This is a genomic window from Pseudomonas sp. WSY_20 (assembly GCF_043104335.1).
Taxonomy (GTDB): Bacteria; Pseudomonadota; Gammaproteobacteria; order Pseudomonadales; family Pseudomonadaceae; genus Aquipseudomonas; species Aquipseudomonas parafulva_B.
In genome coordinates, this window is record NZ_JBICKP010000037.1 from 17,109 (window position 1) to 33,789 (window position 16,681).

The window sequence follows — 16,681 nt, forward strand, 5'->3', positions numbered from 1 at the left end:
GGTACATGAGCGATAGCGTCGAAATGTTTACCGATGGTGCCTGCAAGGGCAACCCTGGCCCCGGCGGCTGGGGTGTGCTGATGATTTTCAAGGGCGTTGAAAAAGAGTTGTGGGGCGGCGAACGTGAGACCACCAACAACCGCATGGAGTTGATGGCCGCCATCCAGGGGCTCATGGCGCTCAAGCGTGAGTGCGAGGTCGTGCTGACGACTGACTCGCAGTACGTGATGAAAGGCATCAGCGAGTGGATGGTCAACTGGAAAAAGCGTGGCTGGAAGACCGCGGCCAAGGAGCCTGTGAAGAATGCCGACCTGTGGCAGTTGCTGGACGAACAGGTCAACCGCCACAAGGTGACCTGGAAGTGGGTGCGCGGCCACATTGGCCACCCCGGCAACGAGCGTGCGGACCAGCTGGCCAACCGTGGCGTGGACGAAGTGCGCGCCCGGGCCTGAAGCCCTGAACCCGATCCCAGGTGCGAAGGGGGCACAGCGCTTGCCTTCGGCCTGCTGTTATACTGCGCACCTTTGTAAGCGATGCAAGTTGGAGTCCCCAGGTGGAGCAACAGCAAGACAAGCGGTTCGTTATCCTCGATACCGAAACCACGGGTATGCCGGTCAGCGAGGGGCACCGCATCATCGAGATCGGCTGCGTCGAGGTGGTCGGCAGGCGTCTGACAGGCAGGCACTTCCACGTCTACCTGCAGCCTGACCGCGAAAGTGACGAGGGCGCGATCAATGTCCATGGCATCACTGACGCCTTTCTGGTTGGCAAACCTCGCTTCAGCGACGTAGCCGAGGAGTTCTTCGCGTTCATCCAGGGCGCCACGCTGGTCATCCACAACGCAGCGTTCGACGTGGGGTTCATCAACAACGAGTTCGCGCTGCTGGGCCAGCAGGACCGTGCCGACCTGTCCCAGCACTGCACCATTCTCGACACCTTGTTGCTGGCGCGGGCGCGTCATCCGGGGCAACGCAACAGCCTGGATGCCTTATGCAAACGCTACGATATCGACAACTCGGGGCGCGAACTGCACGGCGCGCTGCTCGACGCCGAGCTGCTGGCAGATGTCTATCTGGCGATGACCGGCGGCCAGACCAGTCTGTCGTTGGCAGGGCACGGCAGCGATTCGGACGAAAACGGGCAGGGCAGTGGTGGAACTGACATACGCCGCATCAGCGGACGTGCGCCAGGCCGGGTCATTCTGGCCACACCGGATGAGCTGGAATCACATGCCGAACGTCTTGCAGCGATTGCAAAGTCCGCCGGCGGCCCCTCGCTCTGGCAGGCGCTGACCGAGCGGTCAGCGGACTGAAAAAATCACGGCCCGTTGCTGTTCAATCCAGGCCCGCAAAATCGGTACAAACATGATTGAGTAGCAACAGGCTAGTACTGTCTCCCTGTCATGGGATACGAATGATTTCGACACCGGTGCGGGCAAGCTCGAATCGATTTTCACCCAGGTAGTTGACGCGGTCGCCGATGGCAAGGCGGTAAGTAGTGATAGGTGCGCCGGTCGTGCTGCCGTCCAGTTGCAGGGTAGATTCCTGGAACTCGTGAACGGGATAGATACGGCCTTCGGCGTCGCGGGCATGGAATTGGCCGACCATTACTGCTGCCATTTGGGTGGAACCCTCTGAATTGCGTAGGAAATGTCTGTAGCAGTAGACCTTCCAAGGGCAAGGGAAGTTTTCGCGGCCAGGAAAAAAAACCAAAGCCGTGCAAAACGGTCATCTATAACTACATCGTCCCTGAAAACGTGAAGTTGGAGATTGCCATGACCCAGGTCTATTCGGTTGCCGTCGTCGTCGGTAGCCTGCGCAAGGATTCCTATAACCGCAAGGTGGCCCGCGCGCTGTCTGAGCTGGCGCCGTCTAGCCTGGCACTGAAGATCGTCGAGATCGGCGACTTACCCATGTATAACGAAGACCTGGAAACCGATGCTCCGCCAACTGCCTGGACACGCTTTCGGGAGGACATCAAGGGCAGCGATGCGGTGCTCTTCGTCACGCCAGAGTACAACCGGACCATGCCAGGCTGCCTGAAAAATGCCATCGACGTGGGTTCAAGGCCTTACGGGCAAAGCGCGTGGGGCGGTAAACCGGCAGCCGTGGCGAGTGTGTCGCCAGGCGCGATCGGCGGCTTTGGTGCCAACCATTCGGTGCGTCAGTCTCTGGTGTTCCTGGACATGCCGTGCATGCAGATGCCGGAGGCCTACATTGGCGGCGCTGCCAGTTTGTTCGACGAGTCAGGCAAGCTCAACGACAAAACCCGGCCGTTTCTGCAGGGCTTCATCGACAAGTTCGCGTCTTGGGTGAAGCTCAATCGGTCCGTATGACGGTGGGCTAGGCGGCGCCACATTGCGCAGGCCAGCCGACCGGCGCAATGTCTGTCAGCCAGAGAATGCTCGATTGTGGCAGTCAATGGAAGGTATAGGACACTCCAGCATAGACCGCAGCGCCTTCCCCCGGGGTGGAGCGGGCAATGTCGCGCCCTGCGTCATTGAAGCCTGGGGTAACGGTTGCCGCGTAACGCTTGTTGGTCAGGTTGCGTAGATCCAGCCAGGTCTGCCAGTCACGCTGCGGCGAGTCCCAACCGAGACGGGCACCGAGCGTAGCGTAATCGTCGGCGTGGTAGCTGTTGGCATAGTCCACTTGCACCTTGGACGCCATCTGCGTGTAGAGCCCGGCGTAGAAGCCATTGGGCCAGTCGAAGCGCAATTCGGCCTGGTAGTAATGCATGGGGATGCCCGGCAGGCGGTTGTGGCCGAATTTTTCGTCGTCGCGGTAATGGAAGTCACTGAAGGTATAGGCCTGGCGCAGGCTCAGACGGCCCATGCCTGACTGTTCCCACAGGGTGCTGTCCAGCCCGGCCTCCACGCCTTGGTGCACCGTGGCGCTGGCGTTGAATTCCGAGGTGAAGTTCGGCACCACCTCGACCGCGAGCAGTTCGTGGCGTACCTGGGAGTAGTACCAGGCAAGGTCCCATCGCCCGACCGCGGACGCGCCGCGCGCACCCACCTCCAGCGTGGTGGCGGTCTGGTTCTGCATTTTGATCGGTTGAATCTGCTTGCCGCCAACGCTTGGCGCACTCCAGATCAATGACCAAGGGTGCGGCGGTTCTACCGACCGGCTGAGGTTGCCGTATACCTGCAGGTCGGGGCGTATGTCGTAGCGCAGGCCCACCCGTGGCGCATAGTCCCAGTCGTGCAGGGACACCTTGCCGCCCTGGGCAGGGTAGGTCACGTCGCTCTCGCGGCGGGTATAGATCGCGGCCAGGCCTGTGGTCAGCCACACATTGGGTACCAGCTCCAGGTCGTTACCCACGTGCAACACGGTGTCTGAGCCTTGGTAGGTAAAGTCTCGGGTGCGGTCTGCGAATACATGGCCGTTACGAGCAAACTGCGACGCGCCGCTGTTGGGCAGGTGTTTGGTGGTGCGCCAGCCGATTGTGGACTTGCTTTCGCGCCCGAACAACGTATCGCGGCGCCTGTAGTCGAGTGTGCCGCTGACGTCGGTATAGGCGACTTTCAGGCGCATGGGCCCTTCGCGAAGGTCCATGGGGTAATCGTGGTACACCAGGCCAGCTTCAAGCTTGGCGTCATCATCGAGGTAAAAGGTTGTTTTGTTGCCCACCCAGGTGCTGCCCGGTTGCGGGCGACTGTCATCGCGAGCCAGGTAGCTTGGGTTGGCTGCCCGCGGGTGGTGCTTGATCTGGTCTTTGGTCAGGCGGCCGGCTAGTTCGTTTTCGGTTTCCCGGTAACGCAGGTAGAACCGCGTTTCCAGGTTCGGGTTGAAGCGGTAGCCGATGTTGGCGGCCATCCCGCTGGCGCTGCCACTGCTGTGCCGCTGATAGCCGTTGTACTCGACGTCGGTAAGGGCCACGTAGTAATCCAGGTCACCGAGTACCTGGCCCGAACTGATGTGCCGATGCTGATAGCCCCGGCTGCCCACTTCGTAGCGTATTTGCAACGGCGCGGCATCGCGGCCCGTGTGGGTGACATAGTTGATCGCGCCGCCGAGGGCCAGGGCACCTTGATCAAAGCCATTGGCCCCCCGTAGCACTTCGGCGCGGCTCAACCATAACGGTTCGAACAGCTCGTAGGGCGTGCCACCTGGTCCAGTCAGGGGCAGGCCATCGAACAGGGTGTACACACCCGAGCCATGCGCACCCGGTGCCCGGTTGATGCCCGAGCCACGGATCGACAGCTTGATCCCATCGTTGCCTGCCGACTGGGCGAACACCCCTGGCTGGTAGGCCAGAACGTCCTGATTGCTGGCCACGCGGCCTTGTCCAATGCTGTGCATGTCCACCATGTTGCTGGCGCCCGGTATGGCCCGCAAGCGCTCACTGGCGGCGCTCAGGTCGTCCTGTTCCTCCTCGGTGATCAGCACCTGGCCCAGTTCGACCGGCGCCGCTGCCAGCGCGGGCTGGGCGGCCATGAACACACCCAGCATACCCACGCAGGGGGTAAGGGACAAAACGCAACGCATTGTAGGGCTCCAGATAGATGGCGGACGAATATCAGCATTGAGACGAGCGAGATGGCGCTCGGAGCACGTCGAAAGTCGGCGAATTCATCGGGTTTCCAAGGCGCGCAATTGTATGAAGTTTCCGTACAAAGCCCGCCGCTAGAGTAGGCGCGTACTTGCTTCGTAAGGTGACTGCAGGCCGGCAGCATCGCCGGTCGTCACTTACCCGGAGTTCGAACATGGCTACCGATCCAAGAGGTCCACAACAATCCGTCTCAGCTAAACCCACAGGCGCGCCTACCGGCGACTCCCCAATCGCCCCCGCGCGCCTGACGCCCCGCGAACACCAGGTACTGCTGTGGTGCGCCTACGGTAAGAGCTCGTGGGAAATCGGGCAGATACTAGGTTGTAAGGAGTCGACGGTGAATTTTCATGTATCCAACATCATGCGCAAATTCGATGTGCCTACCCGGGTAGGGGCAGTCATCAAGGCTATTCGTTATGGCCTTTTGGCCGAAGCGTGAGGTGATTTATGGACCATCAAGACACTGCTCGTGCTGGCGACTGCCATGACCCATTCTGGCCACGCATTGATCTGAACGGGCTGCGCAAGCGCCTGAAGTTGCAGCGAACCACGGGGGATGCGGCAATTGAGGTAGCTGCTCATTGCGCCGTGATCAAAGCCGCTCGCGAGTTTGCCAACTGGCGCGTCGCGTTGCGAAGCCTGGGCTACAGACGCCTGGATGATGTGTGCGGGCATGACCATGGGCGCGCGCTGCGGATTTGTTATCTGTGCTTTGTGGACGCGGCAATCATGCTCTATCTGGGCCTGCCCTACGTACGCTCACCACGCCGGGGTGTGCGTCATGGCTGAACGACTTAACGCAGGGGGTGAATTCCAGGCGGTCATGGAGCTGCTGAGCGCCGAAGCCAGCGTGTTGTTTGCCGCCTTGCTTGGCGCGTTGCTGGTCAGTGCGGCTCGAGATCGGCTGATCACCGACACGGCCAAGCGGCTTACATTGAGCAAGAAAATACTGCTGGTGTTCGTGACGGTTGGGGTAGGGCATCTGTTCGAACCCTTGATTTCGTCCATCGCGCCTTTGCTGACCCCTGGCATGTCGGCCTTCGTCGCCGCTGTCGTGGTCATTCCCATCAGCTTGAAGGTCATGGTCTGGCTGGATTCGCTGGATCCGCGCGAGCTGATTCAGCGTTGGCGCCGTCGGGGTTAAGGGGCACTACTGCCAGAACCCTTACTGAGCTCGGTCAATCGTTGTTCCAGCAGCTGTATCCGTTGTTTGTCCTTGATCACGAGCAGGATGGCCTGGCGGTCAGTGGGGGACAGAGTGCGCAATCGCCCCAGCAGATCCGACTCCCACTCAGCGTTTTCTTGAGCAAAAAAAGCAGCTTGGCCCTTGCCCAACAGCAACCAGTCAAGAGAGCACGCATAGTGTACGGCAATCTCTACGCAAAACGAATATGGGACACTGTTGCGGACTTTCCAGCTGCTCAAGGTCTGCGGGCTGATCGACAACGCCCGTGAAAGCTCCGCATCAGTGTGGGTACCGGTCAGCTGCTTGAGACGCTCCATGACGGCAGCGAGCGCATGAGTACTCATAACAAATATCCATCACTGGTTTAATGATATTCCATGGGCTTAAACTACTCGTTACGAATACAGCCCTGTGCTTTTAGGAGGATTCCCGCATGAGGAACTTGAAGATGAGCCACCCAGCCATGCATTCAGCCAAAACTTACGTGGCCCTAGGATCATGCCTACATCGCAGAAGCAGCAACAATGCTAGCAGGTACTTCTCGTGAGTACTTATAAACTGGTTTGCCCGCATTGCCACAGCCGCATGCGCATACGTACCAGCGAAGGCCGTCATATTTTCCTGCGAATTGCCTATTTGCAATGCACCACCGAGGCGTGCGGTTGGTCAGTACGGGCTGAGTTCGAGATGACCCACGAGCTGTCCCCAAGCGGCATGCCCAACCCTGGCGTTTACCTCCCACCCGCCAAGGGCGACGTGCGCAAGGCGGCATTACCGGACACAGCCGCTGTGCTGGCGCGGTGAGTGAGGCGCAGCGATGTGGCCAAGGATGGCGTACCACGTTAATGGCGCGGATACAAAAACACCCCGCACAAGCGGGGTGTTTCGCGTTGCCAGACCGATCAGCCGATCAGTTGCAGGCTTGCTTGCTGGACAAGGTCCAGCAAGGGCTGTGGATACACGCCGAGAATGAACGCAAGCACGGCGACGGCCAGCAGCATGACGCCACCGGTGCGCTGTTCCCATTTCAGCGGGGCATCATGACGGCGCAGGTTCGGCTCTACCAGGTACAGGGTCACCATGACGCGCAAGTAGTAGTACACGCCAATGGCGCTACCGATTACCAGAGCACCTACTAGCCACCACAGTTGCGACTCGACACCGGTGGCAATGATGTAGAACTTACCGATGAAGCCAGCGGTGAGCGGGATGCCGGCCAGCGAAAGCATCATCACGGTCAGCACGGCAGTCAGGTAAGGGCGACGCCAGAACAGACCGCGGTACTCGTACAGCGCGTCAGCGTCGCGGCCACCGTAGGGCGAGGACATCAGGGTGATGACGCCGAACGCCCCCAGGCTGGTGAGCACGTAGGTGACCAGATAGACGCCCATGGCCTCCAGCGCCAAGCCCTTGCTGGCGACCAGCGCGATCAGCAGGTAGCCGAAATGGGCGATGGACGAGTAACCCAGCAGGCGCTTGAGGTTGTTCTGAGTCAACGCCAACAGGTTGCCGACCAGGATCGAGGCCACGGCGATCACTGCAAGCACCGTGCTCAGCACACCGCTGCTGGCGGCAGGGGAGAGCATGAACAGGCGGATGACCACTGCGAAGACCGCTACTTTGCTGGCCGTAGCGAGGAACGCTGCAACCGGCGCCGGGGCACCTTCGTACACATCGGGCGTCCACAGGTGGAACGGTACCAGCGACAGCTTGAACGCCAGCCCGACCAGCATCATGCCCAGACCCAGTTGAGCCAGCAGGCTCGGCATGCTGGTGGCAGCCAGTGCCTTGCCCAGCTGGTCGAAGGTCAGGCTACCGGCATCTGCGTACAGCAGCGCCATGCCGAACAGCAGGAAGGCCGAACCTGCGGCCGACAGCACCATGTACTTGATGCCGGCTTCAAGCGAGCGCTTGTTGAAGAAGGCGTAGGCCACCAGGCCATAGACCGGTACCGACAGCAACTCCAGGCCGATGAACAGGCCCGCCAGGTGGTTGGCGCTGACCAGCACCAGCCCGCCCAGTGCCGACATCAGCAGCAGCAGGTACAGCTCTTCGCGGTTGCCCGGGAAACCCTTGGCGCCTTCGCCCAGGTAGGCATGGGCCAGCGTCACGCACGCCAGGGTCGCGACCAGCATGATCGCCATGTACAGGCAGGCGAACTTGTCGATGGTGATCAGCGACGTGACCGCCAGGGGCGCGACCTTCAGTGCCGGCAGGATCGAGAGCAGGGCCAGGTTCAGCCCCACGGTGGACAGCAGGAATGTCTGCGAGTGATTGCGCTTCCAGGCGATCGCCAGCATCACCACCACCGTGGTGATGGTGGTGATCAGCATCGGCGCCAATGCGATGAAGTGTTGAGTGGTGAATTCCATAGCGCTCTTACCGGGCCGAAGCGAGTTGAGTGAAAGCGGAACCGAGCCACTGCTGCACACCACTCATGGTGGCGGCAGAGGTGTCGAGGAACGGCTGTGGATACACGCCCAGCAGCACCAGCAGTACCGCCAGGCCCAGCACCATGACCAGCTCGCGGGTGTCCATGCCGGCCAGTACGGTGTCCGATTTGCTCGGGCCGAAGTAGGCGCGATGAATCATGATCAGCGAGTAGACCGAGCCGAACACCAGGCCAGTGGTGGCGATGACGGTGATCCACGGCACGTGTACGAAGCTGCCGAGCAGGATCAGGAACTCACCCACGAAGTTGCCGGTACCTGGCAGCCCCAGGGAGGCGGCAGCGAAGAACAGGCTGATGGCAGGCAGGTAGGCGATGCGGTGCCACAGCCCGCCCATCTGGCGCATGTCACGGGTGTGCAGACGCTCGTACAGCTGGCCGGACAGGATGAACAGCGCGGCAGCCGACAGGCCGTGAGCCAGCATCTGGATGACTGCACCTTGCAGTGCTTGCTGGCTACCGGAATAGATGCCGATCAGCACGAAGCCCATGTGCGAGACGCTGGAGAAGGCGATCAGGCGCTTGATGTCGGTCTGGGCAAAGGCCAGGAAGGCGCCGTAGAAGATGCCGATCAGGCCCAGGGTCATGGCGATGGGCGCGAACTCTGCCGATGCATTGGGGAACAGCGGCAGGGCAAAGCGCAGCAGGCCATAGGCCGCGGTCTTGAGCAGGATACCGGCCAGGTCCACGGAGCCTGCAGTAGGCGCCTGGGCGTGGGCATCGGGCAACCAGGAGTGGAGCGGTACCACCGGCAGCTTCACCGCAAAGGCAATGAAGAAGCCCAGCATCAGCAGGTACTCGGTACCGGCCGGCAGGTCGGCCTTGAGCAGGTCGCTGTAGTTGAAGGTGATCACACCGGTATTGGTGTAGTTGACCAGGACCAGGCCCAAGATCGCCACCAGCATGATCAGGCCACTGGCCTGGGTGAAGATGAAGAACTTGGTCGCCGCGTAGATGCGCGTCTTCTTGCCGTCCGCTGAGCTATGACCCCAGAGCGCGATGAGGAAGTACATCGGCACCAGCATCATTTCCCAGAAGAAGAAGAACAGGAACAGATCCAGCGCCAGGAACACACCGACCACACCGCCCAGGATCCACATCAGGTTCAGGTGGAAGAAGCCGACATGGCGCTGGATCTCTTTCCAGGAGCACAGCACCGACAGCACGCCCAGCAGGCCTGTGAGCAGGATCATCAGCAGCGACAGGCCGTCCAGGGCCAGGTGGATGCTGATGCCGAAGCGCTGGATCCACTGGACTTTGTATTCCAGGGCCCATGCGGGCTCGGCGCCCGGGGCAGGGGCAAGGGTGTAGTCGCCGTTAGCCCACAGCCACAGGCCGATGCCGAGCAACAGGGACATGGTCAGCAGCGCGATCCAGCGCGGCAGGGTAGCGCCGAAGCGCTCGCCCAGCCAGCACAGGAAGCCGCCGATGAAGGGGATCAGGATCAGCCAAGGCAAAATCATGACGGGTTGGTTTCCTTTTGCAGGGTCGCAAGGTTCGCAAGGTTCATGGTCATACCGCGGCCACTACCACAGCGCCGAGTACCAGCACTGCGCCAATGGCGATGGAGGCGGTGTACCAGCGCAGCTGGCCCGTCTCGGTCTTGGTCATGGCCACGTGGCCACCGCGAGCCAGGCGAGGGATCAGGCCGATACCGCGGTCAACCGGGTCTTTGCGCAGCAGGTGGCTGATCAGCAGGTAGGGCTTGACGAACAGCTTGTCGTAGATCCAGTCAAAGCCCCAGGCCGCGAACCACCAGGCCGACAGCACGCGGCCGATACCACTGTTGGCCACCGCGCTGACGAAGCTGCGCTTGCCCAGGAACAGCAAGGCGGCGAGCAGGATACCTGCAATGGCGATGGCGCCCGAGGTGATCTCCAGCGCATGCTTGGCTTCACCGCCGGCATGGCCTGCGCTCTGTGGCAACACATCAGCCAGCGGCGGGGTGATCCATGCGCCGACGAAGGTCGACAGCACGATCAGCACGCCCAGTGGCAGCCAATGGCTGATGCCGTGGCCGGCATGGGCTTCGGTCTTCGCTTCGCCGTGGAAGGCGATGAAGATCAGGCGGAAGGTGTACAGCGAGGTCATGAAGGCGCCGACCAGGCCGGCGTAAAGCAGGCCGGAGTTGCCGCTGGCGAAGGCTTCCCACAGGATCTCGTCCTTGGAGTAGAAGCCCACGGTCACGATCGGCAAGGCCGCCAGGGCAGCGCCACCGACCACGAAGCTGGCGTAGGCCAGGGGCAGTTTCTTCCACAGGCCGCCCATCTTGAAGATGTTCTGCTCGTGGTGGCAGGCCACGATGACGGCACCCGAGGCCAAGAACAGCAGCGCCTTGAAGAAGGCGTGGGTCATCAGGTGGAAGATCGCCGCATCCCAGGCGCCGACGCCCAGGGCCAGGAACATGTAGCCGATCTGGCTCATGGTCGAGTAGGCCAGGATACGCTTGATGTCGGTTTGCACCAGTGCAGCGAAGCCCGCCAGCACCAGGGTCACGCCACCCACCACGCCCACCAGGTGCAGGATGTCCGGCGCCAGCAGGAACAGGCCATTGGTACGGGCGATCAGGTAGACACCAGCCGTGACCATCGTCGCCGCGTGGATCAGCGCCGACACTGGGGTCGGGCCGGCCATGGCGTCTGCCAACCAGGTCTGCAGCGGCAGCTGCGCGGATTTGCCCACGGCACCGCCCAGCAGCATCAGTGTTGCCAGCACCATCCAGGTATCACCGGCCTGGAATTTCTGCGGTGCCAGCACCAGCAGTTCCTGGACGTTCAGCGTGCCCAGCTGGGCGAACAGGATGAACAGGCCGATGGCCATGAACACGTCGCCAATCCGGGTGACGATGAAGGCCTTGAGCGCTGCGTTACCGTTGTTGCGGTTGCTGTAATAGAAACCGATCAACAGGTAGGAACACAGGCCCACCCCTTCCCAGCCGAAGTAGATGAACAGCAGGTTGTCGCCCAGGATCAGGAACAGCATGCTGGCGATGAACAGGTTGGTGTACGAGAAGAACCGCGAGTAGCCGGTCTCGCCACGCATGTACCAGGACGCAAACAGGTGAATCAGGAAGCCCACACCCGTCACTACGCCCAGCATGGTGACCGACAGGCCATCAAGGTACAGGGTGAAGTTCGGTGCAAATCCATCCACCGACATCCACTGCCACAGCAGCTGGCTGTAAGCACCGCCTTCAGGCGGGGCGACGTTGAACTGCCAGATCACGTAGGCGGCCGTGGCCGCCGACAGGCCTACCGAACCGACGCCGATCAGGGCGGACAGGTTCTCCGAGAACCTCCCGCGCGAGAACGACAGCAGCACAAAGCCGATGAGGGGAAAGACGAAAGTCAGGAAGAGAAGGTTCATCCGCGCATCTCACTGGCAGCATCGATGTCGAGAGTGTGGAAGCGGCGATACAGCTGCAGCAGGATGGCCAGGCCAATGCTGGCCTCGGCTGCTGCCAGGCTGATCACCAGAATGAACATCACCTGGCCATCGGGTTGGACCCAACGGGCACCGGCGACGACGAACGCCAGGGCAGAAGCGTTCATCATGACTTCCAGGCTCATGAGCACGAAGAGGATGTTGCGGCGGACCATCAGGCCAACCAGACCTAAGCAGAACAGGATGCCGGCGACGGCCAGACCATGTTCGAGAGGGATAGCACCCATGATTTACTCCTTCGCCTCATTGCGGCCCAGGTGGAAGGCGGTGACAGCTGCCGCGAGCAGCAGCATCGACGCCAGTTCGACCACCAGCAGGTAGGGGCCGAACAGGCTCACACCCACTGCTTTCGGGCCCACGGTGGTACCGCTGATGGCAGCGCCGCTGGGTGCGACGAACAGCACATACAGCAGTTCCACCAGCAACAGGGCGCCGAGGATCACCGGCCCTGCCCAGATACCGGGCTTGAGCCAGCCGCGCTCCTGGGCGACCGACGCCGGCCCCAGGTTAAGCATCATCACCACGAAGACGAACAGCACCATGATGGCGCCGGCATAGGCGATCACTTCCAGGGCGCCCGCGAACGGCGCGCCAAGGGAAAAGAAGATCATCGCCACGGAAATCAGCGAGATGATCAGGTAGAGCAGGGCGTGTACGGGGTTTGTGCCGGTCACCACCCGAAGGGTGGAGACCACGGCGATCCCGGATGCGAAGTAGAAAGCGAATTCCATCTTTCTGTCCTTATGGGAGCAAGCTCTTCACGTTGATCGGCTCGGCTTCGTTCTGCGCAGCGCCTTTCGGCTTGCCAGCGATTGCCATGCCCGCAACACGGTAGAAGTTGTAGTCAGGGTTCTTGCCGGGGCCGGAGATCAGCAGATCTTCTTTCTCGTACACCAGGTCCTGACGCTTGAACTCGGCCATTTCGAAATCCGGAGTCAGCTGGATTGCGGTGGTCGGGCACGCTTCTTCGCACAGGCCGCAGAAGATGCAGCGCGAGAAGTTGATGCGGAAGAACTCCGGGTACCAACGGCCGTCGTCGGTTTCTGCCTTCTGCAGCGAGATGCAGCCCACCGGGCAGGCTACCGCGCACAGGTTGCAGGCCACGCAGCGCTCTTCGCCGTCGGGGTCGCGCGTCAGGACGATGCGGCCACGGTAGCGTGGCGGCAGGTACACGGGTTCTTCGGGGTACTGCAGGGTGTCGCGCTTGCGGAACCCGTGGGAGAACACCATGGCCAGGCTGCGCAGCTGGGTGCCGGTGCCCTTAACGATGTCGCCGATATACTTGAACATGGGTCAAATCCTCACTGGGCCGCGACGGCTGGCGTGTTGTAAAGCACGATCGCAGCGGTCACCAGCAAATTGATCAGGGTCAGCGGCAGGCAGAACTTCCAGCTGAAGTCCATCACCTGGTCATAGCGTGGGCGCGGAATGGAGGCGCGCAGCAGGATGAACAGCATGATGAAGAACGCGGTCTTCAGGGCGAACCACAGGAACGACAGTTGCGGCAGGATGCCGAACGGGCCGTGCCAGCCGCCGAAGAACAGGGTGACCAGCAGCGCCGAGATGAGGATGATGCCGATGTACTCACCGACGAAGAACATGCCCCACTTCATGCCGGCATACTCGATGTGGTAGCCGTCGGCCAGTTCCTGTTCCGCTTCCGGCTGGTCGAAGGGGTGACGGTGAGTCACGGCCACGCCAGCGATGAAGAAGGTGCAGAAGCCGAAGAACTGCGGAATGATGAACCACAGGTTCTGCGCCTGGTACTCGACGATGTCGCGCATGTTGAACGAGCCGACCTGCACCACCACGCCCATCAGCGCCAGGCCCAGGAACACTTCGTACGACACGGTCTGGGCCGAGGCCCGCAAGCTGCCCAGCAAGGCGTACTTGTTGTTCGAGGACCAGCCGGCAAACAGCACGGCATACACCGACAGACCGGCCATGGCGAAGAAGAACAGCAGGCCGATATTCAAGTCGGCCACGCCCCAGGTCGGGGTGATCGGGATGACCACGAAGGCAATCAGCAGGGCGCTCATGGCCACGACCGGTGCCAGGGTGAAGATCACGCGGTCGACGAAGGGCGGGTTCCAGTCTTCCTTGAAGAACATCTTGAGCATGTCGGCAGCGATCTGGAACATGCCGAACGGGCCGACGCGGTTCGGACCGTAACGGTCCTGCCACCAGCCCAGCAGGCGCCGCTCGATGAAGCTGAGCAGCGCGCCGCAGACCACCACCGCCAACAGGACCACGATGGCCCGTAGCACGGTGAGGATCACGTCGATCACTTCGGGGGTGAACCAGCTCATTGTGCTGCCTCCTGCAGGCCTTCGACGGATGCCCCGAACACGGCTGGCGGGATGCCGGCCAGGCCCTTGGGCAGCGCGACCAGGCCAGCGCCCAGCGCTTCATTGATACGCAGCGGCAAGCGTAGCGCCACACCCGCGACGTTCAGGTCCAGCAGGGCGCCTTCGTTGACGCCCAGGCGATCGGCTTCGGACTTGGCCAGGGCCACGTAGGCAGCCGGAATGCGCTCTTGCACTGGCGCGGCACGCGAGGAGCTTTCTTCGCTGCCGAACAGGTGGAAGAACGGTACTGCCGTCCAGGTGCCGCGGGCCGGGTTGAAGGCGCCAGGCACCGTGGTGAACCAGGCCAGGCCATCACCTTGGGATTCGATCAGGCGTACGCCGGGGTCGCCGGCACGCAAGTGACCGCCCACCTCGTCCTGAAACTTGTTCCAGGCCTGGGGCGAGTTCCAGCCTGGCGACCAGGCGAACGGGACCTGCTGACGCGGCTCGGCCGAGCCCGAATACCCTTCCATGGAGAAGGCGAATGCCGTATCGCGGTCTTGCGGGGTACGCGGCTCGTGCACGCTGATGTTGGCGCGCATGGCGGTGCGACCGGAGTAGCGCAGCGGCTCGCGGGCAAGCTTCAGGCCCTTGATGCGGAAGGCGGCGCTTGGCGCGGCGTCGACGATGCCAGCCAGTTGCGGGGCCGCCTGGGCGCAGGCGTGGGTCACGTGGTCCAGTTGGGTCCAGTCCACGGGCTTGGCCAGCAGGGTTGCACGCAGGGCGTGCATCCAGCGCCAGCCTTCGTGGACCTGGATGCTGCTGTCCAGGTACTGCGGGTCGAACACCTGGAAGAAGCGCTGGGCACGGCCTTCCTGGCTGACCAGGGTGCCGTCGCCTTCGGCGAAGGAAGCGGCTGGCAATACCAGGTGAGCGCGCTCGACCGTCTGGGTTCTGGAGTGATCGGCAACGATGACCACCTTGGCCGCTGCCAGGGCAGCATCCACTTTGGCCGCAGGCACTCGGGCGTAGAGGTCGTTTTCCAGCACCACGATGGCGTCGGCCTTGCCGTCGATGACCGCATCCAGTGCAGCGTCGACCGATTCGCCACCCAGCATGGCCAGGCCAAGGCTGTTGGCTTCAGGCACCACCAGGCTCAGCGAGCCTTGTTTGTCGCGCAGCTTCAGGGCTTTGGCGATGTTGGCGGCGGCCTCGATCAGCGAGGCATCGGCCAGCGAGGTGCCGGCAATGACCAGCGGGCGCTTGGCGGCGATCAGGGCATCGGCGATGCGCTGGGCGAGGGCCTTGGCCTCGTCGTCCAGGCCGGCGACGGCGGGTGCACTTGGGTCGATGGCATGGGCCACGGCAAAACCAAGGCGGGCCAGGTCCGCCGGGGCTGCATGCACGCACTCCTCGGCCACGTCGTCGAGCTTGGTCTCGGCCAGGCTGGCGATGAACAGGGGGTACAGCGCATGCTGACCGATGTTCTTGACGGCGGCGTCGAGCCACGGCTGAACCTTCATCGCCTCGGCCATGGCCTCGGCCTTGCCCTTGGTGGCCTGGCGCACGGCCAGGGCGACACGGGCAGCGGTCTGGGTCAGGTCTTCACCGAGCACGAATACCGCGTCGTGGTCTTCAATGTCGCGCAGGGTCGGAACGGGCAGGGGGCTGTTGTTCAACACCTCCAGCGCCAGGCGCACGCGCGCCAGTTCACCGGCTTCCATCCCACAGTGGAAGTACTCGGCACCAACCAGCTCGCGCAGGCCATAGTTGCTTTCCAGGCTGGCGCGTGGCGAACCGATACCGACGATGGTGCGGCCGCGCAGCAGGTCGGCGGCTTTGTCCAGGGCGGCGTCCAGGCCCAGCTTGGTGCCGTCGGCCAGTTGCGCCTGGCGTGGACGATCCTTGCGGTTGACGTAGCCATAGCCGAAGCGGCCCCGGTCGCACAGGAAGTACTGGTTCACCGAGCCGTTGAAACGGTTCTCGATGCGGCGCAGTTCACCGTAACGCTCGCCTGGGCTGATGTTGCAGCCACTGGAGCAACCGTGGCAGATGCTCGGGGCAAACTGCATGTCCCACTTGCGGTTATAGCGTTCGGAGTGGGTCTTGTCGGTGAACACGCCGGTTGGGCAGACTTCGGTCAGGTTGCCCGAGAACTCGCTTTCCAGCACGCCGTCTTCGACGCGGCCGAAATAGACGTTGTCATGGGCGCCATAGACACCCAGGTCGGTGCCACCGGCATAGTCCTTGTAGTAACGCACGCAGCGGTAGCAGGCGATGCAGCGGTTCATCTCATGGGCGATGAACGGGCCAAGGTCCTGGTTCTGGTGAGTGCGCTTGGTGAAGCGATAGCGGCGCTCGTTGTGGCCGGTCATCACCGTCATGTCTTGCAGGTGGCAGTGACCGCCTTCCTCGCACACGGGGCAGTCGTGCGGGTGGTTGGTCATCAGCCATTCGACGACGCTGGCGCGAAACGCCTTGGACTCGTCATCGTCGATGGAGATCCAGGTGCCGTCGGATGCAGGCGTCATACAGGACATGACGATACGCCCGCGGGTGTCGTTCTCGTCGGTGTACTGCTTGACCGCGCACTGGCGGCAGGCACCGACGCTGCCAAGCGCCGGGTGCCAGCAGAAATAAGGGATGTCGAGGCCAAGTGACAGACAGGCCTGTAACAGGTTGTCTGCACCGTTGACTTCGAGCGCTTTGCCGTCTACGTGGATAGTGGCCATTGTTCAAAGTTCTTCGTTGGCCCGCGTG

Annotated in this window: 18 protein-coding genes; 7 read left to right on the plus strand and 11 right to left on the minus strand. The window is 62.1% G+C overall.

What is annotated here, in order from left to right; genetic code table 11:
- Nucleotides 1–5: 5 nt before the first annotated feature.
- Complete coding sequence (rnhA, locus tag ACF8E5_RS10295) at nucleotides 6–452, plus strand: ribonuclease HI (protein WP_058639800.1); 447 nt, start codon at nucleotides 6–8, stop codon at nucleotides 450–452.
- Nucleotides 453–607: 155 nt separating this feature from the next.
- Nucleotides 608–1,312 carry a DNA polymerase III subunit epsilon gene (gene dnaQ, locus ACF8E5_RS10300; protein WP_230375146.1) on the plus strand — a complete coding sequence of 235 codons (705 nt, stop codon included), beginning with the start codon at nucleotides 608–610 and terminating at the stop codon, nucleotides 1,310–1,312.
- Nucleotides 1,313–1,400: 88 nt separating this feature from the next.
- Here dnaQ and ACF8E5_RS10305 read toward each other — a convergent pair whose 3' ends face one another.
- Nucleotides 1,401–1,619, minus strand: a complete 219-nt coding sequence (locus ACF8E5_RS10305; RefSeq protein WP_023534782.1) for a hypothetical protein — start codon at nucleotides 1,617–1,619, stop codon at nucleotides 1,401–1,403.
- A 155-nt stretch (nucleotides 1,620–1,774) separates the two neighbouring features.
- On the opposite strand from ACF8E5_RS10305, the gene ACF8E5_RS10310 reads away from it, so the two are divergent.
- The gene (locus ACF8E5_RS10310; protein ID WP_078478309.1) at nucleotides 1,775–2,335 is read left to right on the plus strand and encodes an NADPH-dependent FMN reductase; all 561 of its coding nucleotides are present in this window, start codon (nucleotides 1,775–1,777) and stop codon (nucleotides 2,333–2,335) included.
- Between the two features lie 82 nt (nucleotides 2,336–2,417).
- Here the strand turns inward: ACF8E5_RS10310 and ACF8E5_RS10315 are convergent, their stop codons facing one another.
- Nucleotides 2,418–4,490 carry a TonB-dependent receptor family protein gene (locus tag ACF8E5_RS10315; RefSeq protein ID WP_392475234.1) on the minus strand — a complete coding sequence of 691 codons (2,073 nt, stop codon included), beginning with the start codon at nucleotides 4,488–4,490 and terminating at the stop codon, nucleotides 2,418–2,420.
- Nucleotides 4,491–4,708: 218 nt separating this feature from the next.
- On the opposite strand from ACF8E5_RS10315, the gene ACF8E5_RS10320 reads away from it, so the two are divergent.
- Genes ACF8E5_RS10320 through ACF8E5_RS10330 form a run of 3 tightly spaced genes read left to right on the plus strand, consistent with a single transcriptional unit; the run spans nucleotide 4,709 to nucleotide 5,698 of the window.
- On the plus strand, nucleotides 4,709–4,993 hold the full coding sequence (locus ACF8E5_RS10320) for a helix-turn-helix domain-containing protein (RefSeq protein WP_288399204.1): 285 nt from the start codon (nucleotides 4,709–4,711) through the stop codon (nucleotides 4,991–4,993).
- 8 nt (nucleotides 4,994–5,001) lie between these two features.
- Nucleotides 5,002–5,343: a head completion/stabilization protein gene (locus ACF8E5_RS10325; protein ID WP_197844719.1), complete on the plus strand. Its 342-nt coding sequence runs from the start codon at nucleotides 5,002–5,004 to the stop codon at nucleotides 5,341–5,343.
- Nucleotides 5,344–5,377: 34 nt separating this feature from the next.
- Complete coding sequence (locus tag ACF8E5_RS10330; RefSeq protein WP_228385183.1) at nucleotides 5,378–5,698, plus strand: hypothetical protein; 321 nt, start codon at nucleotides 5,378–5,380, stop codon at nucleotides 5,696–5,698.
- On the opposite strand, the gene ACF8E5_RS10335 is transcribed toward ACF8E5_RS10330, so the two are convergent.
- A complete protein-coding gene (locus ACF8E5_RS10335; RefSeq protein ID WP_058605088.1) occupies nucleotides 5,695–6,084 on the minus strand; it encodes a helix-turn-helix domain-containing protein in 390 nt (129 codons plus the stop codon). The two genes, ACF8E5_RS10330 and ACF8E5_RS10335, sit on opposite strands and share 4 nt — an antisense overlap.
- A gap of 199 nt (nucleotides 6,085–6,283) precedes the next feature.
- Here ACF8E5_RS10335 and ACF8E5_RS10340 point away from each other — a divergent pair, with 199 nt between their 5' ends.
- On the plus strand, nucleotides 6,284–6,544 hold the full coding sequence (locus ACF8E5_RS10340) for an ogr/Delta-like zinc finger family protein (protein WP_058605087.1): 261 nt from the start codon (nucleotides 6,284–6,286) through the stop codon (nucleotides 6,542–6,544).
- 98 nt (nucleotides 6,545–6,642) lie between these two features.
- Here ACF8E5_RS10340 and nuoN read toward each other — a convergent pair whose 3' ends face one another.
- From nuoN to nuoG, 8 genes are read right to left on the minus strand one after another with little or no spacing between them, the layout of a single operon-like run.
- The gene (gene nuoN, locus ACF8E5_RS10345) at nucleotides 6,643–8,112 is read right to left on the minus strand and encodes an NADH-quinone oxidoreductase subunit NuoN (protein ID WP_058605086.1); all 1,470 of its coding nucleotides are present in this window, start codon (nucleotides 8,110–8,112) and stop codon (nucleotides 6,643–6,645) included.
- A gap of 7 nt (nucleotides 8,113–8,119) precedes the next feature.
- On the minus strand, nucleotides 8,120–9,652 hold the full coding sequence (nuoM, locus tag ACF8E5_RS10350; protein WP_392475235.1) for an NADH-quinone oxidoreductase subunit M: 1,533 nt from the start codon (nucleotides 9,650–9,652) through the stop codon (nucleotides 8,120–8,122).
- A gap of 49 nt (nucleotides 9,653–9,701) precedes the next feature.
- Nucleotides 9,702–11,555, minus strand: a complete 1,854-nt coding sequence (gene nuoL / locus ACF8E5_RS10355) for an NADH-quinone oxidoreductase subunit L (protein WP_078478313.1) — start codon at nucleotides 11,553–11,555, stop codon at nucleotides 9,702–9,704.
- Nucleotides 11,552–11,860: an NADH-quinone oxidoreductase subunit NuoK gene (nuoK, locus tag ACF8E5_RS10360; RefSeq protein WP_003251446.1), complete on the minus strand. Its 309-nt coding sequence runs from the start codon at nucleotides 11,858–11,860 to the stop codon at nucleotides 11,552–11,554. Before nuoK ends, nuoL begins: the two co-directional genes overlap by 4 nt.
- Before the next feature lie 3 nt (nucleotides 11,861–11,863).
- Entirely contained in the window at nucleotides 11,864–12,364 is a 501-nt protein-coding gene (gene nuoJ / locus ACF8E5_RS10365) for an NADH-quinone oxidoreductase subunit J (RefSeq protein WP_023534783.1), read from the minus strand.
- A 10-nt stretch (nucleotides 12,365–12,374) separates the two neighbouring features.
- A complete protein-coding gene (gene nuoI, locus ACF8E5_RS10370) occupies nucleotides 12,375–12,923 on the minus strand; it encodes an NADH-quinone oxidoreductase subunit NuoI (protein ID WP_023534793.1) in 549 nt (182 codons plus the stop codon).
- A gap of 11 nt (nucleotides 12,924–12,934) precedes the next feature.
- Entirely contained in the window at nucleotides 12,935–13,942 is a 1,008-nt protein-coding gene (gene nuoH, locus ACF8E5_RS10375) for an NADH-quinone oxidoreductase subunit NuoH (protein ID WP_027916254.1), read from the minus strand.
- A complete protein-coding gene (gene nuoG / locus ACF8E5_RS10380) occupies nucleotides 13,939–16,653 on the minus strand; it encodes an NADH-quinone oxidoreductase subunit NuoG (protein WP_392475236.1) in 2,715 nt (904 codons plus the stop codon). Before nuoG ends, nuoH begins: the two co-directional genes overlap by 4 nt.
- Nucleotides 16,654–16,681: the final 28 nt, after the last annotated feature.